The following is a 22,602-nucleotide window of genomic DNA, read 5'->3' as shown; positions in this document are numbered from 1 at the left end:
TACTAGGCTGGCAGCTTCCTGCTTAAATTCAGGCGAAAAAGTACGTCGTTTCTTGGTCATCAGACACCTCGCTTATGGTGGCAATATTACCACCTACGTTGGTGTCCAGTTTTATTGAACCACTACAAGATATAGCTCGATGTCTTCGAGTTGATCTTTGAATACGAAACACATGAGACCACAATTTTCGAGGCCGATATCTCGCTGATCTTGTTTTCCTTATTCAGATCAATCCCATCTTCTACCACGAAGCATGCCTTATCTGACGTAAGCATCTCCATTTCGGCTGAAATCCAAAGCCAAATGTCACAAGACATGCTGGGCAGGTTGTTGATCCCCACCTTAATGGCTACGATCCAAGCTCCATTCCTGAACAACCTAACTGGTAGAGCGCTTTAAATTTTATTTGCCTAATAGTATATTTTTGCTATAACAAACCACTCATTTACCAATGAGTGGTATTTGACTAATTTTTTTATATCAGTAAAGCGTTTAGAGTGTGAAGTTCTTACCTCTGTGAACAAGCAAAATGTTCACACACTAGGTCTAGTGTATTAACCCAAAATTTCCATAGTTTCATCAATGTAATCTTCGAATTCACCGTTGTATTTTTCAAGAAATGATCTTTTTTTAGTATTATTTCCAATGCAAATTAGTTTTGCATTTTTATTGAAGTGCTTTTCGTTATATGTCGCAGCTGAGTTAGCATTGCTTTTAGAATCCGCTATAGAAACTATTAGCTGCTGATCCACTGAAGCATTATTCTTAATAAAACTAAGTATCTCATTCTTACTTTCATCTTCAAAGTCACCTTCGAATATAGCGTCAAGAACAAAAGGAAATACGTGTATGTATTCAGTTTTCTTTATCATCTCAACAAATGAAAAATTGTAAGCAAGGAGAGTTTTAAGAAGCTCCACACCTTGCCTAGGAAAAGCAGGAATGTCATACAACAAATAGAAACATTCATCTTCAAATGGTTTTATTTTTAACTCTGAAACATGCTTTTCAAATATAGACTTAAAGGTGTAACTAGCACTACGCCTTTCTCTTTTAACGATCTCGTCAGTCTTGAATTTGCTGAGCTTACCTTCAACTTCATATATTTTTGATGTGATTTCGCCTAGCCTTCTCTCCAATTGTACAGATAGTTTGACGCTTACTTTGTTATTTAACCATGATTCCAGCGTGACATTATCCACTTTGTATTCTAAAAGCTCATAGTATTCTTTTTCAACGACTTTTTTCTTCTCATTAATTTCATTGATTACAGAGTTTAGCATTCCCTGTGAATCTTTAAGATTTCTAATGTTTCTGCTTAACTCTTCAAGTTGTTGATCTGTGTCATTTAAGTCCTGAAGGTAACTATACGTATCTTCTACGGAATGAGATAAATGTTGAGAACATGTTGGGCACTTTGTATCAGCTAAAATATCATTGCTTAAGCTTCGCTTGACTCTACGTAGAACCTTTCTGCTTTCTTCTAACAGTGTTATCTTGTTGCATAAAGAAAGATATTCTTTTTCTAACTCTATTAACTTTGACTTGTTTTCTTTGTAAGGCTTTATATATTCGTTAGTTTTTTCTGCAAACACTTCGTCCTTCATCTTAGCAAGTTTCAGCTTCTTATCATTTTGCTCTATCTTATGAAGAAGTCTAGATTCTGCTTCTAGATCCTTCTTTTCTTTTTCGAGTTGACTTTTCTCTAGGCGATCATAATTATTCCTTATGCCAAGGAAGTAATCAAAGAAATCGTTCTTGAAATTTTTAACGAAATCCAAACCTCTAAATGATTTATGCCGATAAACCCAGCCAACATCTTGCGCTATGTAGTAAGGTAAAAACATTGCTTCAAGTGAAGCTGGTTTGTACTCGTTGTCATATTCTAAATGCAGTGTAAAACCAAACAATTCAGACAAGAACGCTTTTAACTTTATGTGCTCTCTAGATCTGTTGCCGCCGATACCTATAAACTTAATAGGTGGCCTTTTCGCCACTTTTATAGAAACAATTTCATCATCTCTCACAATGGAAACTTTTTTTGAGCTAGAATTGTAGATGGTGAAGTCGAGTCTAAAAATCACACCTTCATTAAGAATCTCTGCAAGCTTTCTCTTTTCATCATTTATGCCAAATGTATAGAGAATCGCCTGTATAAAAGTACTTTTACCAGATGTATTCTTTCCATGAACTATATTGATACCTTCGGCGAATATAGTGTTGAAATATTTCTTTCCCTTGCTGCTATAAGCAAAGAAATTGTTATATTTTACTGAAACGGTCAATTTTTAATCATCCATTTTATTAATTGCTTCAAAGTAAGCAGCATACATCGTTGCTTTTAATGTTTGATCGTCCAAGCTTGATCTAATTTCATTATTAAATTTTTCAACTAGCTCTTCTATACAGCCGTCTTCGCTAAAACCGTTACATTGAAGATAGTTTAACTTTACAAAATTTAGGATTTTCTGATGTTCAGCTTCATCCTTGCTTTTAAATAGATCAAAAGCCAAAATAAATTTCATTTCAAATGTTTCACGTTCGAATGGTTTAATCCCTAGCTTTTGACCAACTTCTCTTTTATGATCACGCCAGAATTGAAAGGCTTTAGATTTTGTTGTAATTATCTTTATGGCATTATTTATATCTTTGCTTTGTATCTGTTTTGTTTTATCAGAAAGTCTAGCAATGCTTTTTTGATTGTAAGTCAGTTCGATATCCTTAAAAAGCCTGAATATGGATTCTAATGCCGCCTTTGAATCACTAACTTTCCGATCAAAAATATCTTCAATTTTGCTTCTTAATTGATTCTCTTGTTCTTTATTTGTTCTATTAAAGTCTATGTACAAGAACTTCAAATTCTCTAGCTGTTCAAACAATTTGTCGTTATTATACGACTCATGTAATTCAAGCTTGGTAGTTATAGCGTTTTGTATAACTGGGTCTAACTCACCATAAATGACTTCAGAGTTCTCCTCGTTTACAGCATGAGCATAAGTTCTAGTTTGTTTTTTATTGTCAACGAAGCTATTTACTTTCTTTTCGAGTTGTATGTTTGTATTTGATGAGAAGTACAGGTCATGGCTATAGCTGCAACATTTTGGATATTCATCTATAATGAGCGATTTACCGACTTGGAGTATCTTGACTATTATCTCGGCAAGTTCGACACCGATTTTCCAACTACCATTGGATTTCTTTTTTGATTGATAGGTTTCTACTTTGACTGCTTTCCCATGGTCATCAAGATAGCAAAACAGTATGTCCTCCAAATGCTCAAGAGATAGGAAGTACTTCGCTCCATCAAATTTGCTTTGGTAGTTATCAAGTATAATGAAAAGAGCCATGTTTCTCTGCAAAGCAAAGCCTTGTTGTGCTCTAACTCCTGCATTTACGCTTTGATCAACCAACACCATTTCCTTGTTTTTTTGCTTTAATTAATTACAATTAGTAGTTTATTCATAACACATATGATAAAAAATTTCAATAATTTCTTCTAGTATATGATGCTTAGTGGATGAGTGCCATTACTTACCGGAGTTAAGCAGTTAACATGCCAAAATTCCCTGCGCTGGTTAAGGCAACAGGGGTGAAGGCTGCTGCTTTTGGATCCTCACCACGCTGCTGTGCCACCACCGCGTATTTAATTTAAAAGCCACACTCTCAGGCTGCCTTTAAGACGAGCACCGAGTCCGCAGGATACTGCAAAAAGCACCTAGCCCCACAGATCGAGAAAGCTAAGCGCCCAGTGTGACGGTTGTTTGTGATGCCTATGGAATCGGCTGAAGCCTACGATTCTGTTAACCTCAGTCAGACTGACTTCAGAGGCTGAAAGTAGATGCACTTTTGCGTTAACAGTTTATTAGTGCGCATGCGTGTTTTTCTGGCAACCAAAACCCTAACAATTTACCTATAATGCTTTGAAATTTATAAAAAAATATCGACTTTACGATACCCTTGCCGAAAAGGCGCACGCACATTAACATTGTCACTACCCTTTCAAAGTTGCGTATAAGCACAAAATACTTCCCTGTAAATCATTGTTTTAATTAAATTAACAAGATCATTTTTCAGAAATATGAACACTCAACTTACAAACCCAAGAAGAAAATCGCGCATTGTGTGCTTGAGGCTGCCGTAAAAACGTGGCTAATTCTTAAGTCTATTTTGGCTAAAAATCAGATGTATAGAAAACTCACAATTCTTAAGATGACATTAGCGTAGTCGGCAGCCCCTGTCACCCAGCATTTGTAGGTTTAAAGCTTACGTGGAACATATAGTCTTAGGTCTGGACTGGGTAATGAGGTTGCAGAAGCTTAGATAGATGGATGAACTGTCCAAAGGCATCCCGTGCGTTACGAAGGGAGCCGATACACAAGTATGGGCTGAAGTATGGGCTGCTTAAAATAAAGACACAAAAAAGCCGCTGAAATCAGCGGCTTAATCTATATTCTTGGCGGAGGGGGAGGGATTCGAACCCTCGAAGCCTTGCGGCTTACACACTTTCCAGGCGTGCTCCTTCGACCACTCGGACACCCCTCCGCGTTTTGGCGCTGTTGAAAGGCTGAACCTTTCGCGACAGAACGGCGCATATACTATTGGCTAAGCCTCGAAATAGCAAGCCTTTTCCGGCTGACGAACCTTTAGGTTAGTGGCATACTCCGGTTATCGTTCAGACAATACAGCGTAGCTGCCGTTGGCTTCCAGGCAGAGCGTCTCGCCACAATAGAGCTGCTGGGTTAGCGCTATGCGGCCTTTTCCTCGCTCAGCGAGCTTGTTGGCAAGCTGAGTAGGGCCTTCTGACACGGCTGGCGTACATACCAAGCGGTAGTCACTTGTTACCGGCGCCAGAAAACGCTGACGGGCCTCAGCAACGACGACATCGCGCGCAATGCCCCGCTCACGTAGCCATAGCGTTACCCAGCACCAGCCTTGTAGCGTCGTCTGCGCCGTCAGTGCACCACCAAAGCCCGTGCCTTTATCGTTAAGGTTGGGCTCCAGCGCTAACTGCCAGGCTAGTGAATCACCCTGACGCGTCATTTTGCTAATACCTAACGCGCCCACCATGGGTATGGCGTCGCTCAGCCACTGCTGAAAAACGGCCAGATTTTCCGGCTGGCCTTTTGGCAATGGCAATCGTGGATGAGGGATGCCTGGCTGACGAGGGAGACTCATCGCTAGTCCCAACGCTCCACGAAGTCAGCAACATTATGCTGTGGTACCGGTTTATGGCGCCCCCCCAGGGTGCCCAGGTAGATAAACGCGACGACTTCGTCATCTTCATCCAGATTCAGCCCTTTGCGAACTACGGGGTCGAAAGCGTACTTGCCGCTGCGCCACATTGCCCCCAACCCCAAGGCGTGGGCGGCTAGCAGTATGCCGTGGGCGGCGCACCCGGCGGAGATCACCTGCTCCATTTTGGGTACTTTTTCAAGTTTGGGCGTGACCTTGGCGATCACGGCGATAATCATCGGCGCCCGCAGCGGCTTTTTGCGCGCCGAGTTGAGCGTTTCGTCATCGGCACTAGGATCCTCCTGAAACTCCGCCTCGGCGAATAGCTCGCCCAAGCGTTCTCGCCCTTCCCCGCTAAACTCGATAAAGCGCCAGGGGCGCAGCTCTTTATGATCCGGGGCACGTAGCGCGGCCTGATAAATGGCGCTGAGCTGTTCGCCGCTGGGCGCTGGCTCCATCAGCTTGCCCATTGAGCTACGCTCGTGAAGCAGCGTGAGTGCGTCCATTGATGACTCCAAGTCCAATTGTGTGAGGCTACTTTAGCACCGTCATTTATAGCATTGTCATTTATAACATTGCCGCTTACTGCCTTGCTAGGCGCAGTGGCGTGGGGGGCGTTAACCCTGGGGTTGCGCGCCAGGGGCTGATATCTAACCCGCCGCGCCGCACATAACGCGCCAGTACCAGCAGCTGCGTAGGCTTTGCCTGGGCCATTAAATCGCAGAAAATATGCTCAACGCAGTGCTCGTGAAAATCCTGGTGCTGGCGAAACCCAATCAGGTAACGCAGCAGCCCTTCGCGGTCGATTTTCGGGCCTTTATAACGAATCAGCATGCTGCCCCAGTCTGGCTGGCCGGTAACCGGGCAGTTGGATTTGAGCAGGTGGGAGTAGAGCGTCTCCTCAACGACCTCTTCCCCTACCGACAGGTGATCACTGCTAGGCGTATAGTCGCTTACTGCGATATCTAAATCGTCCAAGCATTCGCCCGGCAAGCGCTGTGGTGAAAGCTCTGAAGCATCCACATCAAACAGCTCGACACTCACCTCAGCCCCTGCCGCAACAGCAAGGTCATTGGCAAGCGTTTCCATCACTTCCTGACGACTATAGAAACGGGTTTGGTTGAAGCTATTGAGGTAGAGCTTCCAGGATTTGGACTCAATCAGATTAGGTGAGGCTGCTGGCAAGCGAAAGCGCGCCACGGCCACAATAGGCTTACCGCGGCTGTTCAGCCAGGAGACTTCAAAGGCGTGCCACTCATCTTCCCCCACAAACGGCAGAGTCCCCTCTTCAATCCCCAGCGGCTCTCGATTAACCGCGCGGGGAATAGGATATAGCAGCCCCGCGTCATACTGCTCAGGGTAAGCGGAATCGCGCCCTAACGGCGCGTGCTCTAACGTGTCTGGGCGGTGTGCCATTGTATAAAAGCTCTCTCTTCTCAATCGGATTGATGCGTCTAGCTGCGGATACCTTTGCCGCGCTCTAACATCGCCAGTGCAATACTAAACAACACAATGATAAAGGCAAAAATGGCAGCGAGCGCCCAGCCAACGGGAATATCCGAAACACCTAAGAAGCCATAACGGAAAACGTTGACCATGTACAAAATTGGATTGAGCATGGAAACACCCTGCCAGAAGTCAGGCAACATTGAGATCGAGTAGAACACCCCACCCAAATAGGTCAGCGGCGTAAGGATAAACGTCGGCACGATAGAAATATCGTCGAACTTATTGGCCAGTAACGCATTAATAAAGCCGCCAATAGAGAACAGCGCAGACGTGAGCACTACGACTAATACCGTGAGCAGCGGGTGTTCCATGGTTAGGCGGGTAAAGAACAGTGAAACGACCGTCACAATCAGCCCGACGCCCAACCCACGTGCCATACCGCCTAAAATAAAGCCGGCCAGTATCACCCAATTGGGCATGGGCGAAACCATCATCTCTTCGATCGAACGCTGAAACTTATTGGAGAAGAAACTCGACGCCACGTTGGAGTAGCTGTTGGTAATCACCGACATCATGATCAGCCCTGGAACAATAAAGTCCATGTAGCTGAAGCCGTCCATGTCACCAATCCGCGAACCGATTAGGTTGCCGAAGATAATAAAGTACATCGCCATGGTGATCGAGGGCGGCAGCAACGTTTGCGGCCAAATGCGGGTGAAGCGTTTGATCTCTTTTAGCACCAGCGTCCACAGGGCGATCAATGTTTGCGTAGCATTCATACGCGCTCCTCCGTCTTCTCAACGCGCTGGTCTATCGCCCCTAGCCCACTACCTTCCACCATCGACACAAACATCTCCTCTAAGCGGTTGGCTCGATTACGCATGGAAACCACCTGGATGCCCTGTTCACTCAACGCCTTGAAGACATCGTTTAAACGTTGCCCGCGATGCACCACGAGTGATAGCTGAGTAGACTCCAGCTGCTTTATCTCAAACCCGTTTATCTTGGGTATGTCTGTAATGGCTTCGGAGGTATCAATTAGGAAGGTCTCGGTATTCAGCTCAGCCAGCAGGCCTCGCACGCTAGTGTTCCGCACAATGTCGCCATTATTGATAATCGCCACATTACGGCACAGGCTCTCAGCCTCTTCCAGGTAGTGCGTCGTCAGGATGATGGTGGTGCCTTCGTCTTGGTTAATCCGCCGCATGTACTCCCACATACTGCGCCGCAGTTCGATATCCACCCCGGCGGTTGGCTCATCCAGAATCAGCAGTTTGGGGCGATGCATCAGCGCTCGAGCGATCATCAGGCGGCGTTTCATTCCACCTGACAGCATGCGCGCGCTGCCGTTGCGCTTTTCCCATAGGCCCAGATCGGTCAGCAGCTGTTTAGCTCGGGGCAAAGCCTCGCGACTGGTCATGCCGTAGTAACCTGCCTGGGCCAGTACGATATCGAGCACTTTCTCAAATTGATTGAAGTTGAACTCTTGAGGCACTACGCCTAGCTGGTACTTGGCTTTAGCGAAGTCTTTATCCACATCAATGCCGAATATGGAGACCTTGCCCGCCGTCTTTTGCACCAGCGAGCAGACCACCCCCAAGGTGGTGGACTTGCCGGCGCCATTGGGGCCCAACAAAGCAAAAAAATCGCCCTGCTGGACGTCGAGATCAATACCTTTGAGCGCCTGAAAGCCGTTGCCATACACTTTGGTAAGGCCACGGATCGACAATGCCGGTTCGGCCATGAACATGTCCTGTCAGCAAAATAAGAAGAGAAGGAGAAACATTAGGGCGCAAACGACTTTTTTCAAGGTGATTAAGAACACCAACCGTCAGGCACGCAAAGAATGACGCCCAGCAAGTAGCTAGCGCATCAGGAATAAAGAGAGATAACCAAATGAAAACTAGGAAGCGCTTGGAGCGGGAAGGAGATTCGACCGGGCTGGCGTTTCAGCTCCCGACCCTTACCTACCGTCTTGTGACTGTCTACATGGAGCGGGAAAGGAGATTCGAACTCCCGACCCTCGCCTTGGCAAGGCGATGCTCTACCACTGAGCTATTCCCGCAACGCAAACAACATACTAGATGGCGTCCCATAGGGGGTTCGAACCCCTGTTACCGCCGTGAAAGGGCGGTGTCCTAGGCCACTAGACGAATGGGACTAAATCAAACCTGGAGCGGGAAAGGAGATTCGAACTCCCGACCCTCGCCTTGGCAAGGCGATGCTCTACCACTGAGCTATTCCCGCTTATAGAACACTTACTTAGCTTTTACCTAACTTACCGGAAGTGGCGTCCCATAGGGGGTTCGAACCCCTGTTACCGCCGTGAAAGGGCGGTGTCCTAGACCACTAGACGAATGGGACACTGTAAGCACTTTAATGCTTGGAGCGGGAAAGGAGATTCGAACTCCCGACCCTCGCCTTGGCAAGGCGATGCTCTACCACTGAGCTATTCCCGCATTCCGATAACCCTGACGACCGCTTACTCTAGCTCTAGAAAGAAAAAGAATAAGTGGCGTCCCATAGGGGGTTCGAACCCCTGTTACCGCCGTGAAAGGGCGGTGTCCTAGACCACTAGACGAATGGGACGTTGCATTGCCTCGTCGAGGTGGCGCGTATGTTACTCAGACCTTATTGAGCTGTCAAGCACCCTGCCTTCACCAAACTAACTGACCCGCTTTCAATCACCTACCTCTACGTCCAACTTTTGCGAAGTCAGTATGCACACCGAGGGTGCCCTGGGCACTCATTAGGCGCCATAACAGTGAAAATGTTTATTTTTCTTATACTTAACCTTTTCATTAGAGACCGACAAAACCCTTAAAAATCTTTTATTTAAAATAAAATCGATTTTTATGGCACACCCCTTGCTACCTAATTGTGTTCCCTGGCTGACCAATTCCACCATTAATGAGGTGTGCTATGTCCTTATCCCGTCGCAAGTTTCTCACCACAGCTGCCGTCTCCTCCACGGCAGGCCTTGTATTGGGCGCCCCGTCTATCGCCCGTGCGCAGTCCGCTGAGAGCTTCAACTGGCGTATGACCAATGCTTACCCGCCCGGCTCGCCCTTTTACGTGGAAGGCCCTGGCAGCCCCACTGACGTGATCGCCAAAATCAACGCCATGTCCGGCGGACGACTCAATATTCAGCATTTTTCATCCGGCGAGCTGATCCCAGCCTTTGAAGGCTTTGAAGCCGTTCAAAGCGGCACCATCGAAATGAATGCCGCCAATAGTTACTTCTGGTCAGGCACCACCTTTGCCGCACAGTACTTCACTACTGTTCCATTTGGTATGAGCTTTATGGGCCACATGGCGTGGCTTTACCACGGCGGCGGCTTGGAGCTTTGGCACGAGGTGTATGAGCCCTACGGCATGGTCGCCTTCCCGCTGAACAATACCGGCGTGCAAATGACCGGCTGGTTCCGCGAACCGATCGAGGATATTAGCCAGCTCAACGGGCTGCGCATGCGCGTTCCTGGCTTGGCGGGCCAGGTTTACTCTTCGCTTGGCGTGGATGCCCGGGTACTGCCCGGTGGCGAAATTTTCCCCGCGCTGGAGCGTGGCGTGATTGATGCAGCCGAGTTTGTGGGGCCTTTCCAAGACCGTCGCATGGGCCTGCATAACGCCGCCAAGTTCTACCACACCACCGGCTGGCACGAACCTTCAACTACGGGTGAACTGCTGATCTCGAAAACCCACTGGGATAGTCTGCCAGAAGATCTGCAGATGATTGTCAAAACCGCCTGTATGGCCGCCTGCTTGGAGAGCGTGACCTGGTCTGAAGCGGTCAATGGCGAAGCCATGACAGATCTAGTGGAGAACGAAGGCGTCACTGCCAGCATGCTTCCCGCACCCGTTATCGATGCGCTGCACGAAGCCACTCAAGATACCCTGGCAACAGAGGCCAACGCCGACCCTCTGGTACGCAAAGTGCACGATAGCTATATGGCGTTTAAAGCCAATCATGACCGCTGGGCGGGCGCCAGTGAGCGTGCCTGGTTAAACGACATTATCGGAGTCTGATATGCGCGCCGTGGCATTTTTTGTCCACGGAGTTGAGGCGGTGGTTCGGCTATTTGGCTGGATCGCCGCCTGGACCTGCGTGGTTTTAGTCGGGCTCGTCGCTGGCGACGTATTGATGCGCTATGTGTTCAGCATTGGCGCGATATGGCTGCAGGAGCTGCAGTGGCACTTGATCTCACCTATTGCACTGTTTGGCATGTCGTATTTGCTATTGATGGGCGAGCAGGTGCGCGTCGATGTTTTCTACGAGCGCTTCCCTGTAGGCCTGCAACGGGTGATTGAAGTGATCGGCGGACTCTTGCTGCTGGTGATGGGGCTGTATATCGCCTGGCTGACGCTGCCCTGGATCGCCCAGTCGTTCGCCCGCGGCGAGGCGTCGCCCAACCCCGGCGGCCTGCCTCTGCGCTGGCTTCTCAAATCTCTGATCCCATTCGGCTTTCTCCTTCTCGCGCTGCAAGGGCTGGCCCACGCGCTGCGTCAGGCTTTCGCCCTACCCACACGAGGTGAATAACGCATGTCTCCCAATGAATGGCTCGCAATCGGCATGATCGTGGCTTTTTTTGTGTTCCTGCTGATAGGTATTCCGGTAGGCATCAGTATCGCGGCGACGGCCTTTTTCTTTGGCTACGTTTGCTTTGGGCCAATGCTGTTTAATCTGCTGCCATCGCGTATTTACGGCGTAGTGACCAATTACACCTTTATGGCCATACCGCTATTTGTGTTTATGGGGGTGATGCTGGAGAAGTCGAAGCTGGCAGAGGAGTTGATCGATGTCATCGGCCACCTGTTCGGCGGCCTTTCGGGGGGCATGGGTGTGGCGATCATCATCGTGGGAGTGCTGTTAGGCGCCGCCACAGGCATTGTGGGCGCCACTATCGTTACCCTTGGCCTGCTCACGCTACCGACGCTGCTACGCCGCGGTTACCCTAAAACCCTGGCCACCGGGATGATCTGCGCATCCGGCACCCTGGGGCAGATTATTCCGCCCAGCCTGGTGCTGATTCTGCTGGCGGAAATTCTGGGTGAATCAGTCGGTACGATGTTCGCCGCCGCCATGGTGCCGGGACTAACCCTGGCGGCGGTGTATATTATTGCCATTCTGGTGATCGCCAAGCTCTACCCCAACTTAATGCCGCCTATTCCTGCCGAGGAGCGTGCAGAAATGGGCCGGGGTCAGTTGATACGCAAAGTGATTACCGTGGTAGGCCCGCCAGTGGGGTTGGTGTTTGCGGTATTAGGGTCGATTATTGGCGGCATTGCCGCGCCTACTGAAGCAGCCTCAATGGGTGCGCTAGGAGCATTGCTAATTGTAGCCTGCTCGGGGCGGTTAACCTTTGCGCTACTCAAAGAAGTTGCCAAGGCCACGCTGGTGATCTCGGCCATGGTGTTCTTTATTTTGATCAGCGCCCAGGTATTTGGCCTGGCATTTCGCGGATTGGGCGGCGAGCATTTGGTTGCCCGTATGTTCGACTGGGTGCCCGGCGGCGAATTAGGCGCGATGCTATTCATGCTGCTGCTGATGTTTGTGCTGGGTTTCTTCCTGGAGTGGATTGAGATCAGCTATATTGCCCTACCGTTATTTTTACCCTTCTTTGTGCAGATGGGCGTCGATATGGTGTGGCTGGGCATTCTGGTGGGGCTGGTGCTACAAACGTCGTTTCTTACCCCACCCTTTGGCTGGTCGCTGTTTTTCCTCAAGGGTGTAGCGCCGAAAGAAGTCTCGACGCTGGATATTTATAAAGGCGCCCTACCGTTTATCGGCTTACAGTTTGTCGCCGTCGCGCTGGTATTTATCTTTCCCAGCATTGCTACCTGGTTGCCCGAAGCCATTGGCTGGTAACGATCTGCCTTAGCATTTATTTAACAAATATTTACTTAATAATTATTTACTTAAAAACAAGGATTCAAAGATGCTCCACACCCAACGTAGTTACGGCGGCAGCTGCGTCGCCCCTCATCACCTAGCTGCCAGCGCCGGGCGCGATGTACTTAAACAGGGTGGTAACGCGGTGGAAGCAATGGTCGCTGCCGCCGCGGCCATTGCGGTGGTCTACCCGCATATGAACGCTCTGGGTGGCGATGGCTTCTGGCTCATTCACGAGCCGGGCAAAGCGCCCATTGCCATTGACGCCTGCGGCCCTGCGGCGGGGCTTGCCAGCGCAGATTTCTACGCCGGTGAAACGCAGATTCCCGAGCGCGGCCCCAAAGCCGCCCTCACCATGGCCGGTACCATTGGCGGCTGGCATGAAGCGCTAAACGTCGCTTCACAGTGGGGCAAGCCACTTCCCCTCACCACGCTACTGGCCGACGCCATTCATCATGCCGAGACGGGTATTGCGGTCTCCCAAAGCCAGGAAGCGCTTACCGCTAAACACCTTGAGCGTTTAACCCAAAGCCCGGGCTTTAGTGACGCCCTGCTGCTTAACGGCCAGGTACCCCGTGAAGGCGAACGGCTGCGCCAGCCACGTTTGGCCGCCACACTCAAGCGTTTGGCAGAAGCAGGATTAGATGACTTCTACCGCGGCGAGCTGGCCGCCAGTATGGCGCGGGATTTAGAGGCCGTCGGCAGTCCGCTGCGCCTGGCAGACTTTCATGCTTATCGCGCCCAACGGGTCACACCGCTGGAAGTAACGCTTCAGGATGCCACGCTCTATAACCTGCCTGCGCCGACCCAAGGCATGGCCTCGTTAATGATTTTAGGTATCTACGAGCGCCTAAAAGCCGCCGAGCCCAACGGTTTTGGCCACCTGCATGGCCTGATTGAAGCCACCAAACGCGCCTTTATCCTGCGCGACCAAAACATCACTGACCCCGGCCGTGTGCCAACACCGCTGCAAGATTTGCTCAGCGAAGAGAACATTGGCTTAGAAGCGGCTCAGATCGACCCGCAGCACGCCCTACCCTGGCCCCACGAACCAGCGCCAGGCGACACCATTTGGATGGGCACCGTGGATAGCGAAGGACGTTCGGTGAGCTTTATTCAGAGCATCTACTGGGAGTTTGGTAGTGGCGTGGTGCTGCCAGAAAGCGGCGTGCTATGGCAAAACCGCGGCATCAGCTTCTCGCTTAATCCCGACGACCTGCGCGGCTTATCCCCTGGACGTAAACCTTTCCACACTCTTAACCCGGCGCTTGCCAAGTTTAACGATGGCCGTACCATGGTTTACGGCACCATGGGCGGTGAAGGCCAGCCGCAAACCCAGGCAGCGGTATTTTCGCGCTATGCGCTGCACGGCATGCCGCTACAGCAGGCGATCACGGCTCCCCGCTGGCTGCTGGGGCGCACCTGGGGCGAAACCAGCACTAACTTGAAACTCGAAGCGCGTTTTGACGACACCCTAGTCACCGCTCTGGCAACGGCAGGCCACGATGTGGAAGTGCTGCCCGAGGCGTTCAGTGACACCATGGGCCATGCAGGCGGTATTGTGTACCACCCGGATGGGTTGATAGAGAGCGCCCACGACCCGCGCAGTAACGGCGGCGCGGCTAGCGTATAGCGCTTACACTGGCACAGCGATGTATAATCGCCCATGCTGAAACTCATGATGATCAAGTGGTGTCACTAGGCTAGTGAGTCCAAACAACACTTGGCCTCAGCGATGTAAGCGCAATGCATAAGGGAGAGGAACAGAGCATGGCGAAAATAGAAAAATCCCCTGACGAGTGGCAACAGCAGCTAACCCCAGAGCAGTACCGCGTAGCACGTGAGAAAGGCACAGAACGCCCATTCACTGGCGATTATCAGGTGCGTGATGCGCAGGGTATTTACCACTGCGTCTGCTGTCATGCGCCGCTGTTTGAGAATGAGCACAAATTCGATGCTGGCTGCGGTTGGCCAAGCTTTGATCGGCCACTGGGTAGCCGCTGCGTTGAGGAGCATACGGATACCACTCACGGCATGCAGCGCACGGAGGTAGTTTGTTCCCACTGCGATGCTCATCTGGGCCATGTGTTCCCCGACGGCCCACCGGAGACTACTGGGTTGCGCTACTGCATTAACTCAGTGTCGTTGGAATTTCACCCCGACGAGTAATCGCTGATAAATCCTCTCAAGGAAACCCAGCAAGGCGGGCGCCATCTGCTAGAATGGCAGCCCGCTTTTTTGTGCCGCTATTTTGTACTTGCAGGAGAAACCCATGCTCGGCTGGTTCCCCGGACATATGAACAAGGCCCGCCGCCAGATTAAGGAGGTGCTGCCTGAAATTGACGTAGTCATCGAGGTACTCGATGCGCGTCTGCCCTACTCCAGCGCCAACCCAATGCTGGCCGAGCTAACCCGCCATAAGCCGGTGCTGAAAATTCTCTCCAGGGCAGATCTCGCTGACCCGGAGCGAACGGCCGAATGGGTGGCTTATTTCGATGCCCAAGAGAATATGCGTGCCTTGGCAGTCACGACGACCAACACCCGCGAGCTAAAGAAAATTCCCAAGCTGTGCCATGAGCTGGCCGGTGCCGTTCGTGCTGACCGAGATGTGCGCGTGATGGTGATGGGTATTCCCAACGTGGGAAAATCCACGCTGATTAACGGCCTGGCCGGGCGAAAAATCGCTAAAACCGGCAACGAGCCAGCAGTCACCAAGCGCCAGCAAAAGGTGCGTATCGATGGGCGTGTGGCACTCACCGACACCCCAGGAGTGCTGTGGCCGAAGATTGAGGACCAGGCCAGCGCCTATCGGCTTGCCGCCACCGGCGCCATTCGCGATACCGCTATCGAGTACGCCGATGTAGCCATTGTTACCAGCGCAGAGCTGGCCAAACGCTACCCCGAAGCGCTCACCGAGCGTTATAAGCTCAAAGAGCTGCCCTCTTACACCGCGCCGGATATCCCCCATGACATTGATGCGGATGGCCCGAAAAAGCCCGACTTTCTCGCTATTGCTGGCTTCGACGGTAACGCCATCTTAAAAGATATCGCTGCCCGCCGAGGCGGCCTGCGTCCCGGCGGCGCCGTTGATCTGCACCGCGGCGCGGAAGTGCTGCTTCACGAACTGCGTGATGGCAAGCTGGGCAGGCTAACGCTTGAAACCCCGGCAGACATTCCTCCGCCGCCCGTGCAAAACGACGAAGACAATCAAGCACTTTCCGACGCATAATGGCCTAATAGCTCTATAGCCGACGATGGCTTGTGGACGCTGTTTTTAGTCACTCATGCTTTTTGGACACTTTTGGGCCTCTAGCTACTTTTGGACAGACACCTCATGGATACCCCGCAGTCGCACGAATCACAACCGTTAAAGAAATCTCATAAGCTGCACAATGTCTGCTACGACATTCGCGGCCCGGTACTCGACCACGCCAAGCGCTTGGAAGAGGAAGGTCAACGAATTCTCAAGCTAAACATTGGCAACCCTGCGCCCTTTGGTTTTGAGGCGCCGGAAGAGATTCTCCAGGATGTGATGCGCAACCTGCCCACGGCCCAGGGCTACTGCGACTCCAAAGGCCTCTACTCTGCCCGTAAAGCGATTATGCAGGAGTGCCAGCGCAAACAGATTCCCGGCGTAGGTATCGAAGATATCTTCATCGGCAACGGCGTCTCTGAGCTGATCGTGATGACCATGCAGGCGCTGCTCAACGACGGCGATGAAGTACTCATTCCCGCGCCGGACTACCCGCTCTGGACCGCCGCCGCCCACCTTTCCGGTGGTCACGCGGTGCACTACCTATGCGACGAGCAGGCGGACTGGACGCCTGACACAGCGGATATTCGCGCCAAGATCACCAGCCACACACGTGCCATTGTGCTGATCAACCCCAACAACCCCACCGGCGCGGTGTATCCACCCGCCGTGGTGAAAGAGGTATTGGCGATCGCCAAACAGCACAACCTGGTGGTGTTCTCAGACGAAATCTACGACAAGATCCTTTATGACGGCGTCGAACATACTGCCACGGGCGCACTAGCGGACGATGACCAACTGGTCATCACCATGAACGGTCTCTCTAAAAGCTATCGCTGTGCAGGCTTTCGCTCGGGCTGGATGACTATCTCCGGCACCTTGGCCAAGCTAAACGCTCAGGACTATATCCAGGGGCTGAATATGCTGGCCTCTATGCGACTGTGTGCCAACGTACCCGCCCAGCACGCGATTCAAACCGCGCTGGGGGGCTACCAGTCGATCAATGATTTAATCCTGCCCGGCGGGCGGCTGTTGGCCCAGCGAGACATCACGGTGGAGAAACTGAACGCAATCCCCGGCGTCTCCTGCGTAAAACCTAAAGGCGCGCTGTACGCCTTTCCACGGCTCGACCCCAAGGTCTTCAATATCAAAGACGACCAGCAGATGGTGCTGGATCTGCTGCTACAGGAAAAAATCTTACTGGTACAAGGCACGGCCTTTAACTGGCCAGAGCCGGATCATGTGCGCATCGTCACGCTGCCCTGGGCCGACCAATTAGGCGATGCACTCGACCGTTTTGCCAACTTCTTGTCACGCTATCGGCAGTAGCTTTTGTAGCCATGACTTGAAACTGCCATGAACAGCACGTATCTAAGCCATTAATCTAGTAATGCTTCGATGAACTTTAGGGGAGAACCTGCACCATGATGCGAATTCTGCTGTTTTTAGGCACCAATATAGCGGTCTTGCTGGTCGCCAGCATTACCCTGCGCCTGCTAGGCGTAGAGGGTTACCTGCGCGGCCAGGGCATCAACTTCACCAGCCTGCTGATTTTCTGCTTTATTTTCGGTATGGCGGGCTCCATTATCTCGCTGTTTATCTCCAAATGGATGGCTAAACGCAGCACCGGCACGGTGATTATCGAAACGCCCTCCAACTCTACCGAACAGTGGCTGTTGGACACAGTGGCTGAGCTCTCCCGCGAGGCGGGTATCAAAACCCCGGAAGTGGGTATTTTCCCGGCTCAGCAGTCAAACGCCTTTGCCACGGGTTGGAACAAAGACGATGCGCTGGTAGCCGTCTCGGCAGGCTTAATGAATCGCATGCGTCCAGAAGAGGTGCGTGCAGTACTGGCTCACGAAATTGGTCACGTCGCTAACGGCGATATGGTAACGCTGGCGCTGATTCAGGGCGTGGTGAACACCTTTGTGATGTTCTTTGCCCGGGTCGTGGCGCATCTAGTCGATAACTTCCTGCGCAGCCGCAGCGATGGCGAAGGCGGCCTGGGCTTTATGGGCTACTTTGCGGTGGTCATGGTCGCTGAAATTGTGTTTGGTATTCTGGCCTCGGCTATCGTCGCCTGGTTCTCGCGCTACCGCGAATACCGCGCCGACGAAGCCGGTGCGCGCTTAGCGGGCACCAACGCGATGGTCAGCGCCCTGGCACGCTTGAAAACCGAAACCGAACTGCCCGACCAAATGCCGGATACGCTGCGCGCCATGGCGATCACCAAAGGCCAAACACGCTCGCTGGTGGAAAAGCTATTTGCCAGCCACCCGCCGCTGGATGAGCGCATCCGGGCGTTAAAAGAAGCCGCTTATCGTCAGTAAGTTTTCTCTGCTGTTTATACATTTAAGGCCCGCATCTGCGGGCCTTACTGTTTTTCACTACTTTTTTTCACTACTTAGCTAATGTTACTACAAACCCTGCCCCACGCAGCATGCCCTCTAGCGCTACCGCCTCCCCTGATAACTGCACATTGAGCGTGGCGAATTCACGCCGCAGCGGGTAGTTGGCGCGGCAGTCATCAAAGCCTTTACGCATTCCATAATTCAGCGTTTGGCGCTGGAGAGCATCGTGGTCACGACGCACGTCATATACCGCTCTCATACAGAGCCGCAGGGCGTCTTCCGGGGGAAGTGCGTGCTGCAGATGCAGGGACGCCAGCGCAGGCGGCGGGCAAATATCAGCAAACGTGAGATCGCTTGACTGGCCGCAGTAGCGGGCTAGCGCCTGCTCAATCATCCAGGTACCGCGCAGCTTGCCATCTAGGCTATGCCCGGCAATATGCGGCGTTGCCAGAGAGACCAAATCACGCAAGCCAGCGTCAATATCGGGCTCTTCCTCCCACACATCCAGTATGGCACTGATATCGCCCTTGCCCGCAAGACGACTACGCAGCGCTAAACCATCCACACAGTCCCCACGCCCCGCATTCAGCACTACGCTACCTGGCGCCAGCTCATCGATACGCTGGGCGTTGAGTAGCTGATAAGTCGCGTGCGGGCCTTCACGGGTTAGTGGTGTATGCAGGCAGAGCACGTCACAGCGCTCGATCAGGGCGTCCAAGGAGTGAAAGACTTGCTCAGGCTCCTCTGCTGCCCTCTCTACAGCTGCCTTAGGCGGATCACAGGCCAGCGTTGCCACACCCATGGAGGTTAGCCGCGCCTGCAGCCGGCTGCCGACATTGCCCGCCCCCACAATACCCACGGTACGCTCGCTAAGTACCCAGCCATCACGTTCCGCCAGCGTTAGCAGGCTGCTCAGCACATAATCAACCACCGCTTCGGCATTGCAGCCTGGCGCACTGGCGAAGGCGATATCGCGCTGGGCAAGCGCTGCCTGATCGATATGATCCGTGCCGATGGTGCAAGTACCAACAAAGCGCACGGGGCTATCGGCAAGCAACTGATCGTTGACCTGGGTAATGGAGCGCACGATGAGCGCATCGGCGTCCTGAAGGTGGGCGGCGTTTATCTCCCGCCCTGGCACGCGGATGAGCTTACCGAAATGGCCGAAACAGCGTTCGGCAGCGGGGATATTGGCGTCGACGACAAGTTTCATAGGCGTTTGGGTATCCGGGCTTTACAATACGCCCGCGACGGCTGGATGGGCAGGCGTATTTAAAGGCTATCTTTTAAAGGCTAAGTAAGGAGAGTGTTGTGATCGTACGCTGGGAAACCAACCATGACTATGTGTTGGTTCATATTCACCAGGATATGTTTGGTGACTGGATTTTCAGCCGCGCCTGGGGCCAAATCGGCACTCAGTTTGGCGGTCTGAAACATCAGCTAGCCGATACGCTGGATCAAGCCCATATGTGGCTGGAGGACGAGACCACTATCCAGTCCTCACGAGGCTTTCGCAAGGTGCTGGAAGTGGCCGACCATACCCCCGAAGGCCAAGAAGCCATGCGTCAACTATCGCTACTGGACGTGATGTAAGCCACTCGAACCCAGCCATGCACTTATTAGCCTAAAAAACGCCGCCCATGACGCTTATGGGCGCCTTTAGGCGGCGTAGTGTCTGGCGGTGCTGTGACCCCCGCCAGCGCGTCTTCATCCAGCCAGCCGCGCTCGCGCAACCAGGCACTTAATCGCTCCAGCTCAAAGCCACGATCCAGCTCATTGCCGTCACCATCCACCAGCACCGGTATCCGCACGCCGTAGCGCTCAACCAGGGCGTCGTCGTCGCTAATCTCGATGTGGTGCAGCCACACCTTTTGATTCGCTAGTGCCGCCACCAAAGCCTCTAACTGGCTGCATAGGTGGCAGCCCATCGTTGTGTAAAGCGATAGCTGAATCATGCAAAAGCTCTCTTATGACGCCTTATGACGAAGTAAAAACACGTGGTGCAGGTTGGTGCGCCGCTGGAAATCGGGGTCGAAGCTACGCCCGGTGATATCCTCAACAGCGTAATGCTCGCTAAGCGCTTCATCGAGTTTAAAGCGCCGCTGGTTATTAGAAAACACCAAGGTTCCACCGGGTGCCAAGCGCGCCATGGCGAGCTCCACAAGCCGCGGATGATCACGCTGCACGTCGAGGGTATCACGCATTTTCTTCGAGTTAGAGAACGTCGGCGGATCCATAAAGATCAGGTCAAACTCAGCATTGGCGGTTTCCAGCCAGCGGAGACAGTCGTCGCGCACCACTCGGTGCAGTCGTGTATCGAGCTTATTCAGCGCAAAGTTGTCCTTGGCCCACTCCAGGTAGGTGTTGGACATATCCACGCTCACACTGTCGCTGGCGCCGCCTAAGGCGGCCTGCACCGTTGCTGTGGCGGTGTAACAGAACAGGTTTAAAAAGCGCTTGCCGCTGGCCATTTCGCCCAGCATCCGACGTACCGGGCGGTGGTCAAGGAATAACCCGGTATCCAGGTAGTCGCGCAGATTGATCCAGAGCCGTGCCTTGCCCTCTTGCACCTCAAAACGCTCGCCACTAGCGGCACGCTTCTGATACTGGGCGCTGCCGGTTTGGCGCTCGCGGCGCTTGATATAGATTTTACTGGCGTCAACGTTAAGCGCCTCGGGCATGACTTCCAAGGCATCGTACAAACGCTTCTGCGCTTGAGCCGGATTGATCGAACTGGGCGCCGCGTACTCTTGCACGTGCACGCGGTCACCGTAGCGATCTACCGCTAGTGCATACTCGGGCATATCGGCATCATACACACGATAGCTGGTCTCACCACTCTGCTTCAGCCATTTCTTCAAGCGCTTCTGATTTTTGATCAGCCGATTGGCAAACATCTGGGCATTGTCTTGGTTTTTGTGAACAGCTTGCTCTTCACTAGGCGTCGCTACTGCACTGTTCTCGTTCTGAACGGGCTTTGTATCGCTCGCGGCAGGCGGATGCTCGGCGCCACCAATCTCCATAAGCAGCAGCTTGGCCTCCAGGGCACCGTTTTTGAGTGCGTACTGTTTGTGCGCACGCATACCCAGCCGGTGGCCTAAATCCGGGTTGCCAGTAAACACCGCCAGGGTCCAGCCGGGAAACAGCGCTTTGGCTTTATCACCCAGCTGGGCGTAGAGACGCACCAGTTCGGGCAGCTCGCCCAGCCGCTCGCCGTAAGGGGGATTGGTGATCAGCAGGCCGCTCTCAGCAGTCAGTGTTTCGGGACGCGTTAAGTGGGCAAGGCTCTGCCCATGCAGGGTAATCAAGGCTGGGATGCCTGCCCGCATAGCATTGGACTTCGCCGCCGTAAGCGCCGCGGGACTCTGGTCGAAACCTAATAGCTGGGCTTTGCAGCGCTTGCGACCAATCGACGCGCGCGCTTCGGCTTCACGCTTCTGTTCCCGCCACGCTTCGTCATCGTGCCCTGCCCAGCCGTGAAAGCCGAACCGCTCGCGGTTCAGGTTAGGTGCTTGATCAGCGGCCATCATGGCGGCTTCGATCAGTAGCGTGCCTGCACCACAAAGCGGATCAATCAGCGGTTCACCGACTTTGAGGCGCTCAGGCCAGCCTGCGCGCACCAGCAGCGCGGCGGCCAGATTCTCTTTTAGCGGCGCATGGCCCACATCCCGGCGATAACCGCGACGGTGCAGGCTTTCACCAGAGAGATCCAACCCAATAGTTAGGTTCATCCGGTGGAGGTGGGCGTATATGCGCAAATGTGGGGTTTTAGTATCAACGTTGGGACGTTCCTGCCCTGCCAGTTGAAGGGCATCAACTACGCCGTCCTTAACGGTCTGGGCACCAAAACGGGTGTGGCGAATATGTTCGCTGCGGCCGTGAAAATCGACTGCCAAGGTGTTACCCGGCGCTAGGTGCTGCGTCCAGGCAATACGGGCAACCACATCGCGCACTTGCTCAGCGGTATCGATCATCGATTCGCGTACCAGGGTCAAAATGACCCGGTTAGCTAACCGAGACCACAGGCAGACACGATAAGCGATCGCTTGGCTGGCAGTGAAATAGACGCCCGCCACAGTGGTTTTACCCGGCGTGGCGCCCAATGCCACTAGTTCATCGTGAAGCAAGCCTTCAATGCCTTTCGGGCAAGTGGCTAGCAGACTCAAGGGGGCGTTTTGATTCAACTCGGTCATGATAATAACGGCGCGTAAAGGCGCAATATTCCTGTATATAGCAAATGAGTTTACGTTTTATGACAATTTGGTAGTCGACAGATGACCCCATCATGGTCTAACAATAAGAGAGTAGCTACTGAAAAACGCATGCGTTTCTTGTCAGGGTCGGTTCAAGACCAGACCTATGGCGTATAAGTGTTCTTTGTAAGAGATTGCCGCTCGGCTCGTTCCGCCCGTGAGTGCCAAACAACA

The 22,602-nt window shown here is 52.3% G+C and carries 19 protein-coding genes and 7 tRNA genes; 9 read left to right on the top strand and 17 right to left on the bottom strand.

Annotated features, from left to right (window positions below; translation table 11 throughout):
* Positions 1-554 precede the first annotated feature (554 nt).
* The 14 genes from E0L35_RS07995 to E0L35_RS07930 form a co-directional block, all read right to left on the bottom strand.
* Entirely contained in the window at positions 555-2,285 is a 1,731-nt protein-coding gene (locus E0L35_RS07995) for a hypothetical protein (RefSeq protein WP_009288061.1), read from the bottom strand.
* A 3-nt stretch (positions 2,286-2,288) separates the two neighbouring features.
* Positions 2,289-3,410, bottom strand: coding sequence for a hypothetical protein (locus tag E0L35_RS07990; RefSeq protein WP_138799992.1), 1,122 nt, complete (start codon positions 3,408-3,410; stop codon positions 2,289-2,291).
* A 1,044-nt stretch (positions 3,411-4,454) separates the two neighbouring features.
* A tRNA-Ser gene (locus tag E0L35_RS07985) sits at positions 4,455-4,542 on the bottom strand.
* 123 nt (positions 4,543-4,665) lie between these two features.
* Complete coding sequence (locus tag E0L35_RS07980) at positions 4,666-5,175, bottom strand: YiiD C-terminal domain-containing protein (RefSeq protein ID WP_039860151.1); 510 nt, start codon at positions 5,173-5,175, stop codon at positions 4,666-4,668.
* Positions 5,176-5,177: 2 nt separating this feature from the next.
* Entirely contained in the window at positions 5,178-5,738 is a 561-nt protein-coding gene (locus E0L35_RS07975) for a nitroreductase family protein (protein ID WP_039860150.1), read from the bottom strand.
* Positions 5,739-5,814: 76 nt separating this feature from the next.
* The gene (gene queF / locus E0L35_RS07970) at positions 5,815-6,648 is read right to left on the bottom strand and encodes an NADPH-dependent 7-cyano-7-deazaguanine reductase QueF (protein ID WP_138799991.1); all 834 of its coding nucleotides are present in this window, start codon (positions 6,646-6,648) and stop codon (positions 5,815-5,817) included.
* 38 nt (positions 6,649-6,686) lie between these two features.
* Positions 6,687-7,460, bottom strand: a complete 774-nt coding sequence (locus tag E0L35_RS07965) for an ABC transporter permease (protein ID WP_027959666.1) — start codon at positions 7,458-7,460, stop codon at positions 6,687-6,689.
* The gene (locus E0L35_RS07960) at positions 7,457-8,425 is read right to left on the bottom strand and encodes an ABC transporter ATP-binding protein (protein ID WP_138799990.1); all 969 of its coding nucleotides are present in this window, start codon (positions 8,423-8,425) and stop codon (positions 7,457-7,459) included. The genes E0L35_RS07965 and E0L35_RS07960 overlap by 4 nt, the downstream gene beginning before the upstream one ends.
* A gap of 246 nt (positions 8,426-8,671) precedes the next feature.
* Positions 8,672-8,746, bottom strand: a tRNA-Gly gene (locus E0L35_RS07955).
* Positions 8,747-8,766: 20 nt separating this feature from the next.
* Positions 8,767-8,842: transfer RNA gene (locus tag E0L35_RS07950), tRNA-Glu, on the bottom strand.
* An 11-nt stretch (positions 8,843-8,853) separates the two neighbouring features.
* Positions 8,854-8,928, bottom strand: a tRNA-Gly gene (locus E0L35_RS07945).
* Between the two features lie 41 nt (positions 8,929-8,969).
* Positions 8,970-9,045: transfer RNA gene (locus tag E0L35_RS07940), tRNA-Glu, on the bottom strand.
* Between the two features lie 20 nt (positions 9,046-9,065).
* Positions 9,066-9,140 (bottom strand) — tRNA-Gly (locus tag E0L35_RS07935).
* Positions 9,141-9,194: 54 nt separating this feature from the next.
* Positions 9,195-9,270: transfer RNA gene (locus E0L35_RS07930), tRNA-Glu, on the bottom strand.
* Between the two features lie 333 nt (positions 9,271-9,603).
* Between E0L35_RS07930 and dctP the strand changes: the two genes are divergently transcribed.
* From dctP to htpX, 8 genes are all read left to right on the top strand, one after another.
* Positions 9,604-10,707: a TRAP transporter substrate-binding protein DctP gene (gene dctP / locus E0L35_RS07925; RefSeq protein ID WP_022520405.1), complete on the top strand. Its 1,104-nt coding sequence runs from the start codon at positions 9,604-9,606 to the stop codon at positions 10,705-10,707.
* 1 nt (position 10,708) lies between these two features.
* On the top strand, positions 10,709-11,218 hold the full coding sequence (locus E0L35_RS07920; protein ID WP_009288055.1) for a TRAP transporter small permease subunit: 510 nt from the start codon (positions 10,709-10,711) through the stop codon (positions 11,216-11,218).
* Positions 11,219-11,221: 3 nt separating this feature from the next.
* Positions 11,222-12,547, top strand: coding sequence for a TRAP transporter large permease subunit (locus E0L35_RS07915; protein ID WP_138799989.1), 1,326 nt, complete (start codon positions 11,222-11,224; stop codon positions 12,545-12,547).
* A 70-nt stretch (positions 12,548-12,617) separates the two neighbouring features.
* Entirely contained in the window at positions 12,618-14,204 is a 1,587-nt protein-coding gene (locus tag E0L35_RS07910) for a gamma-glutamyltransferase family protein (protein ID WP_138799988.1), read from the top strand.
* Between the two features lie 137 nt (positions 14,205-14,341).
* Positions 14,342-14,740: a peptide-methionine (R)-S-oxide reductase MsrB gene (gene msrB, locus E0L35_RS07905; protein WP_022520408.1), complete on the top strand. Its 399-nt coding sequence runs from the start codon at positions 14,342-14,344 to the stop codon at positions 14,738-14,740.
* Positions 14,741-14,843: 103 nt separating this feature from the next.
* Positions 14,844-15,800, top strand: a complete 957-nt coding sequence (ylqF, locus tag E0L35_RS07900) for a ribosome biogenesis GTPase YlqF (protein WP_022520409.1) — start codon at positions 14,844-14,846, stop codon at positions 15,798-15,800.
* Between the two features lie 105 nt (positions 15,801-15,905).
* Positions 15,906-17,153 (top strand): pyridoxal phosphate-dependent aminotransferase, encoded by a 1,248-nt coding sequence (locus E0L35_RS07895; protein ID WP_022520410.1) that lies wholly within the window; start codon positions 15,906-15,908, stop codon positions 17,151-17,153.
* Between the two features lie 95 nt (positions 17,154-17,248).
* Positions 17,249-18,154: a protease HtpX gene (gene htpX / locus E0L35_RS07890; protein WP_022520411.1), complete on the top strand. Its 906-nt coding sequence runs from the start codon at positions 17,249-17,251 to the stop codon at positions 18,152-18,154.
* 70 nt (positions 18,155-18,224) lie between these two features.
* Here the strand turns inward: htpX and pdxB are convergent, their stop codons facing one another.
* Complete coding sequence (pdxB, locus tag E0L35_RS07885; protein ID WP_138799987.1) at positions 18,225-19,388, bottom strand: 4-phosphoerythronate dehydrogenase PdxB; 1,164 nt, start codon at positions 19,386-19,388, stop codon at positions 18,225-18,227.
* Between the two features lie 98 nt (positions 19,389-19,486).
* Here pdxB and E0L35_RS07880 point away from each other — a divergent pair, with 98 nt between their 5' ends.
* A complete protein-coding gene (locus E0L35_RS07880; protein ID WP_022520413.1) occupies positions 19,487-19,768 on the top strand; it encodes a hypothetical protein in 282 nt (93 codons plus the stop codon).
* A 26-nt stretch (positions 19,769-19,794) separates the two neighbouring features.
* Here E0L35_RS07880 and E0L35_RS07875 read toward each other — a convergent pair whose 3' ends face one another.
* Positions 19,795-20,130, bottom strand: coding sequence for a glutaredoxin family protein (locus tag E0L35_RS07875; protein ID WP_138799986.1), 336 nt, complete (start codon positions 20,128-20,130; stop codon positions 19,795-19,797).
* A 12-nt stretch (positions 20,131-20,142) separates the two neighbouring features.
* Complete coding sequence (gene rlmKL / locus E0L35_RS07870) at positions 20,143-22,368, bottom strand: bifunctional 23S rRNA (guanine(2069)-N(7))-methyltransferase RlmK/23S rRNA (guanine(2445)-N(2))-methyltransferase RlmL (protein WP_138799985.1); 2,226 nt, start codon at positions 22,366-22,368, stop codon at positions 20,143-20,145.
* Between the last annotated feature and the right edge of the window lie 234 nt (positions 22,369-22,602).

The organism is Halomonas sp. ATBC28, assembly GCF_005937175.1.
GTDB classification, from domain to species: Bacteria; Pseudomonadota; Gammaproteobacteria; order Pseudomonadales; family Halomonadaceae; genus Vreelandella; species Vreelandella titanicae.
The sequence above is the reverse complement of the archived record's forward strand: the minus strand, read 5'-3'. Positions and strand labels throughout refer to the sequence as shown.

Bases quoted from the DNA above. Each gene is read 5' to 3' on its own strand.
- E0L35_RS07895 (WP_022520410.1), top strand. From the start codon at position 15,906: ATGGATACCCCGCAGTCGCACGAATCACAACCGTTAAAGAAATCTCAT.
- ylqF (WP_022520409.1), top strand. From the start codon at position 14,844: ATGCTCGGCTGGTTCCCCGGACATATGAACAAGGCCCGCCGCCAGATT.
- E0L35_RS07965 (WP_027959666.1), bottom strand. From the start codon at position 7,460: ATGAATGCTACGCAAACATTGATCGCCCTGTGGACGCTGGTGCTAAAA.
- pdxB (WP_138799987.1), bottom strand. From the start codon at position 19,388: ATGAAACTTGTCGTCGACGCCAATATCCCCGCTGCCGAACGCTGTTTC.
- E0L35_RS07920 (WP_009288055.1), top strand. From the start codon at position 10,709: ATGCGCGCCGTGGCATTTTTTGTCCACGGAGTTGAGGCGGTGGTTCGG.
- msrB (WP_022520408.1), top strand. From the start codon at position 14,342: ATGGCGAAAATAGAAAAATCCCCTGACGAGTGGCAACAGCAGCTAACC.
- htpX (WP_022520411.1), top strand. From the start codon at position 17,249: ATGATGCGAATTCTGCTGTTTTTAGGCACCAATATAGCGGTCTTGCTG.
- E0L35_RS07980 (WP_039860151.1), bottom strand. From the start codon at position 5,175: ATGAGTCTCCCTCGTCAGCCAGGCATCCCTCATCCACGATTGCCATTG.
- queF (WP_138799991.1), bottom strand. From the start codon at position 6,648: ATGGCACACCGCCCAGACACGTTAGAGCACGCGCCGTTAGGGCGCGAT.
- E0L35_RS07960 (WP_138799990.1), bottom strand. From the start codon at position 8,425: ATGGCCGAACCGGCATTGTCGATCCGTGGCCTTACCAAAGTGTATGGC.
- E0L35_RS07910 (WP_138799988.1), top strand. From the start codon at position 12,618: ATGCTCCACACCCAACGTAGTTACGGCGGCAGCTGCGTCGCCCCTCAT.
- E0L35_RS07975 (WP_039860150.1), bottom strand. From the start codon at position 5,738: ATGGACGCACTCACGCTGCTTCACGAGCGTAGCTCAATGGGCAAGCTG.
- rlmKL (WP_138799985.1), bottom strand. From the start codon at position 22,368: ATGACCGAGTTGAATCAAAACGCCCCCTTGAGTCTGCTAGCCACTTGC.
- E0L35_RS07875 (WP_138799986.1), bottom strand. From the start codon at position 20,130: ATGATTCAGCTATCGCTTTACACAACGATGGGCTGCCACCTATGCAGC.
- dctP (WP_022520405.1), top strand. From the start codon at position 9,604: ATGTCCTTATCCCGTCGCAAGTTTCTCACCACAGCTGCCGTCTCCTCC.
- E0L35_RS07915 (WP_138799989.1), top strand. From the start codon at position 11,222: ATGTCTCCCAATGAATGGCTCGCAATCGGCATGATCGTGGCTTTTTTT.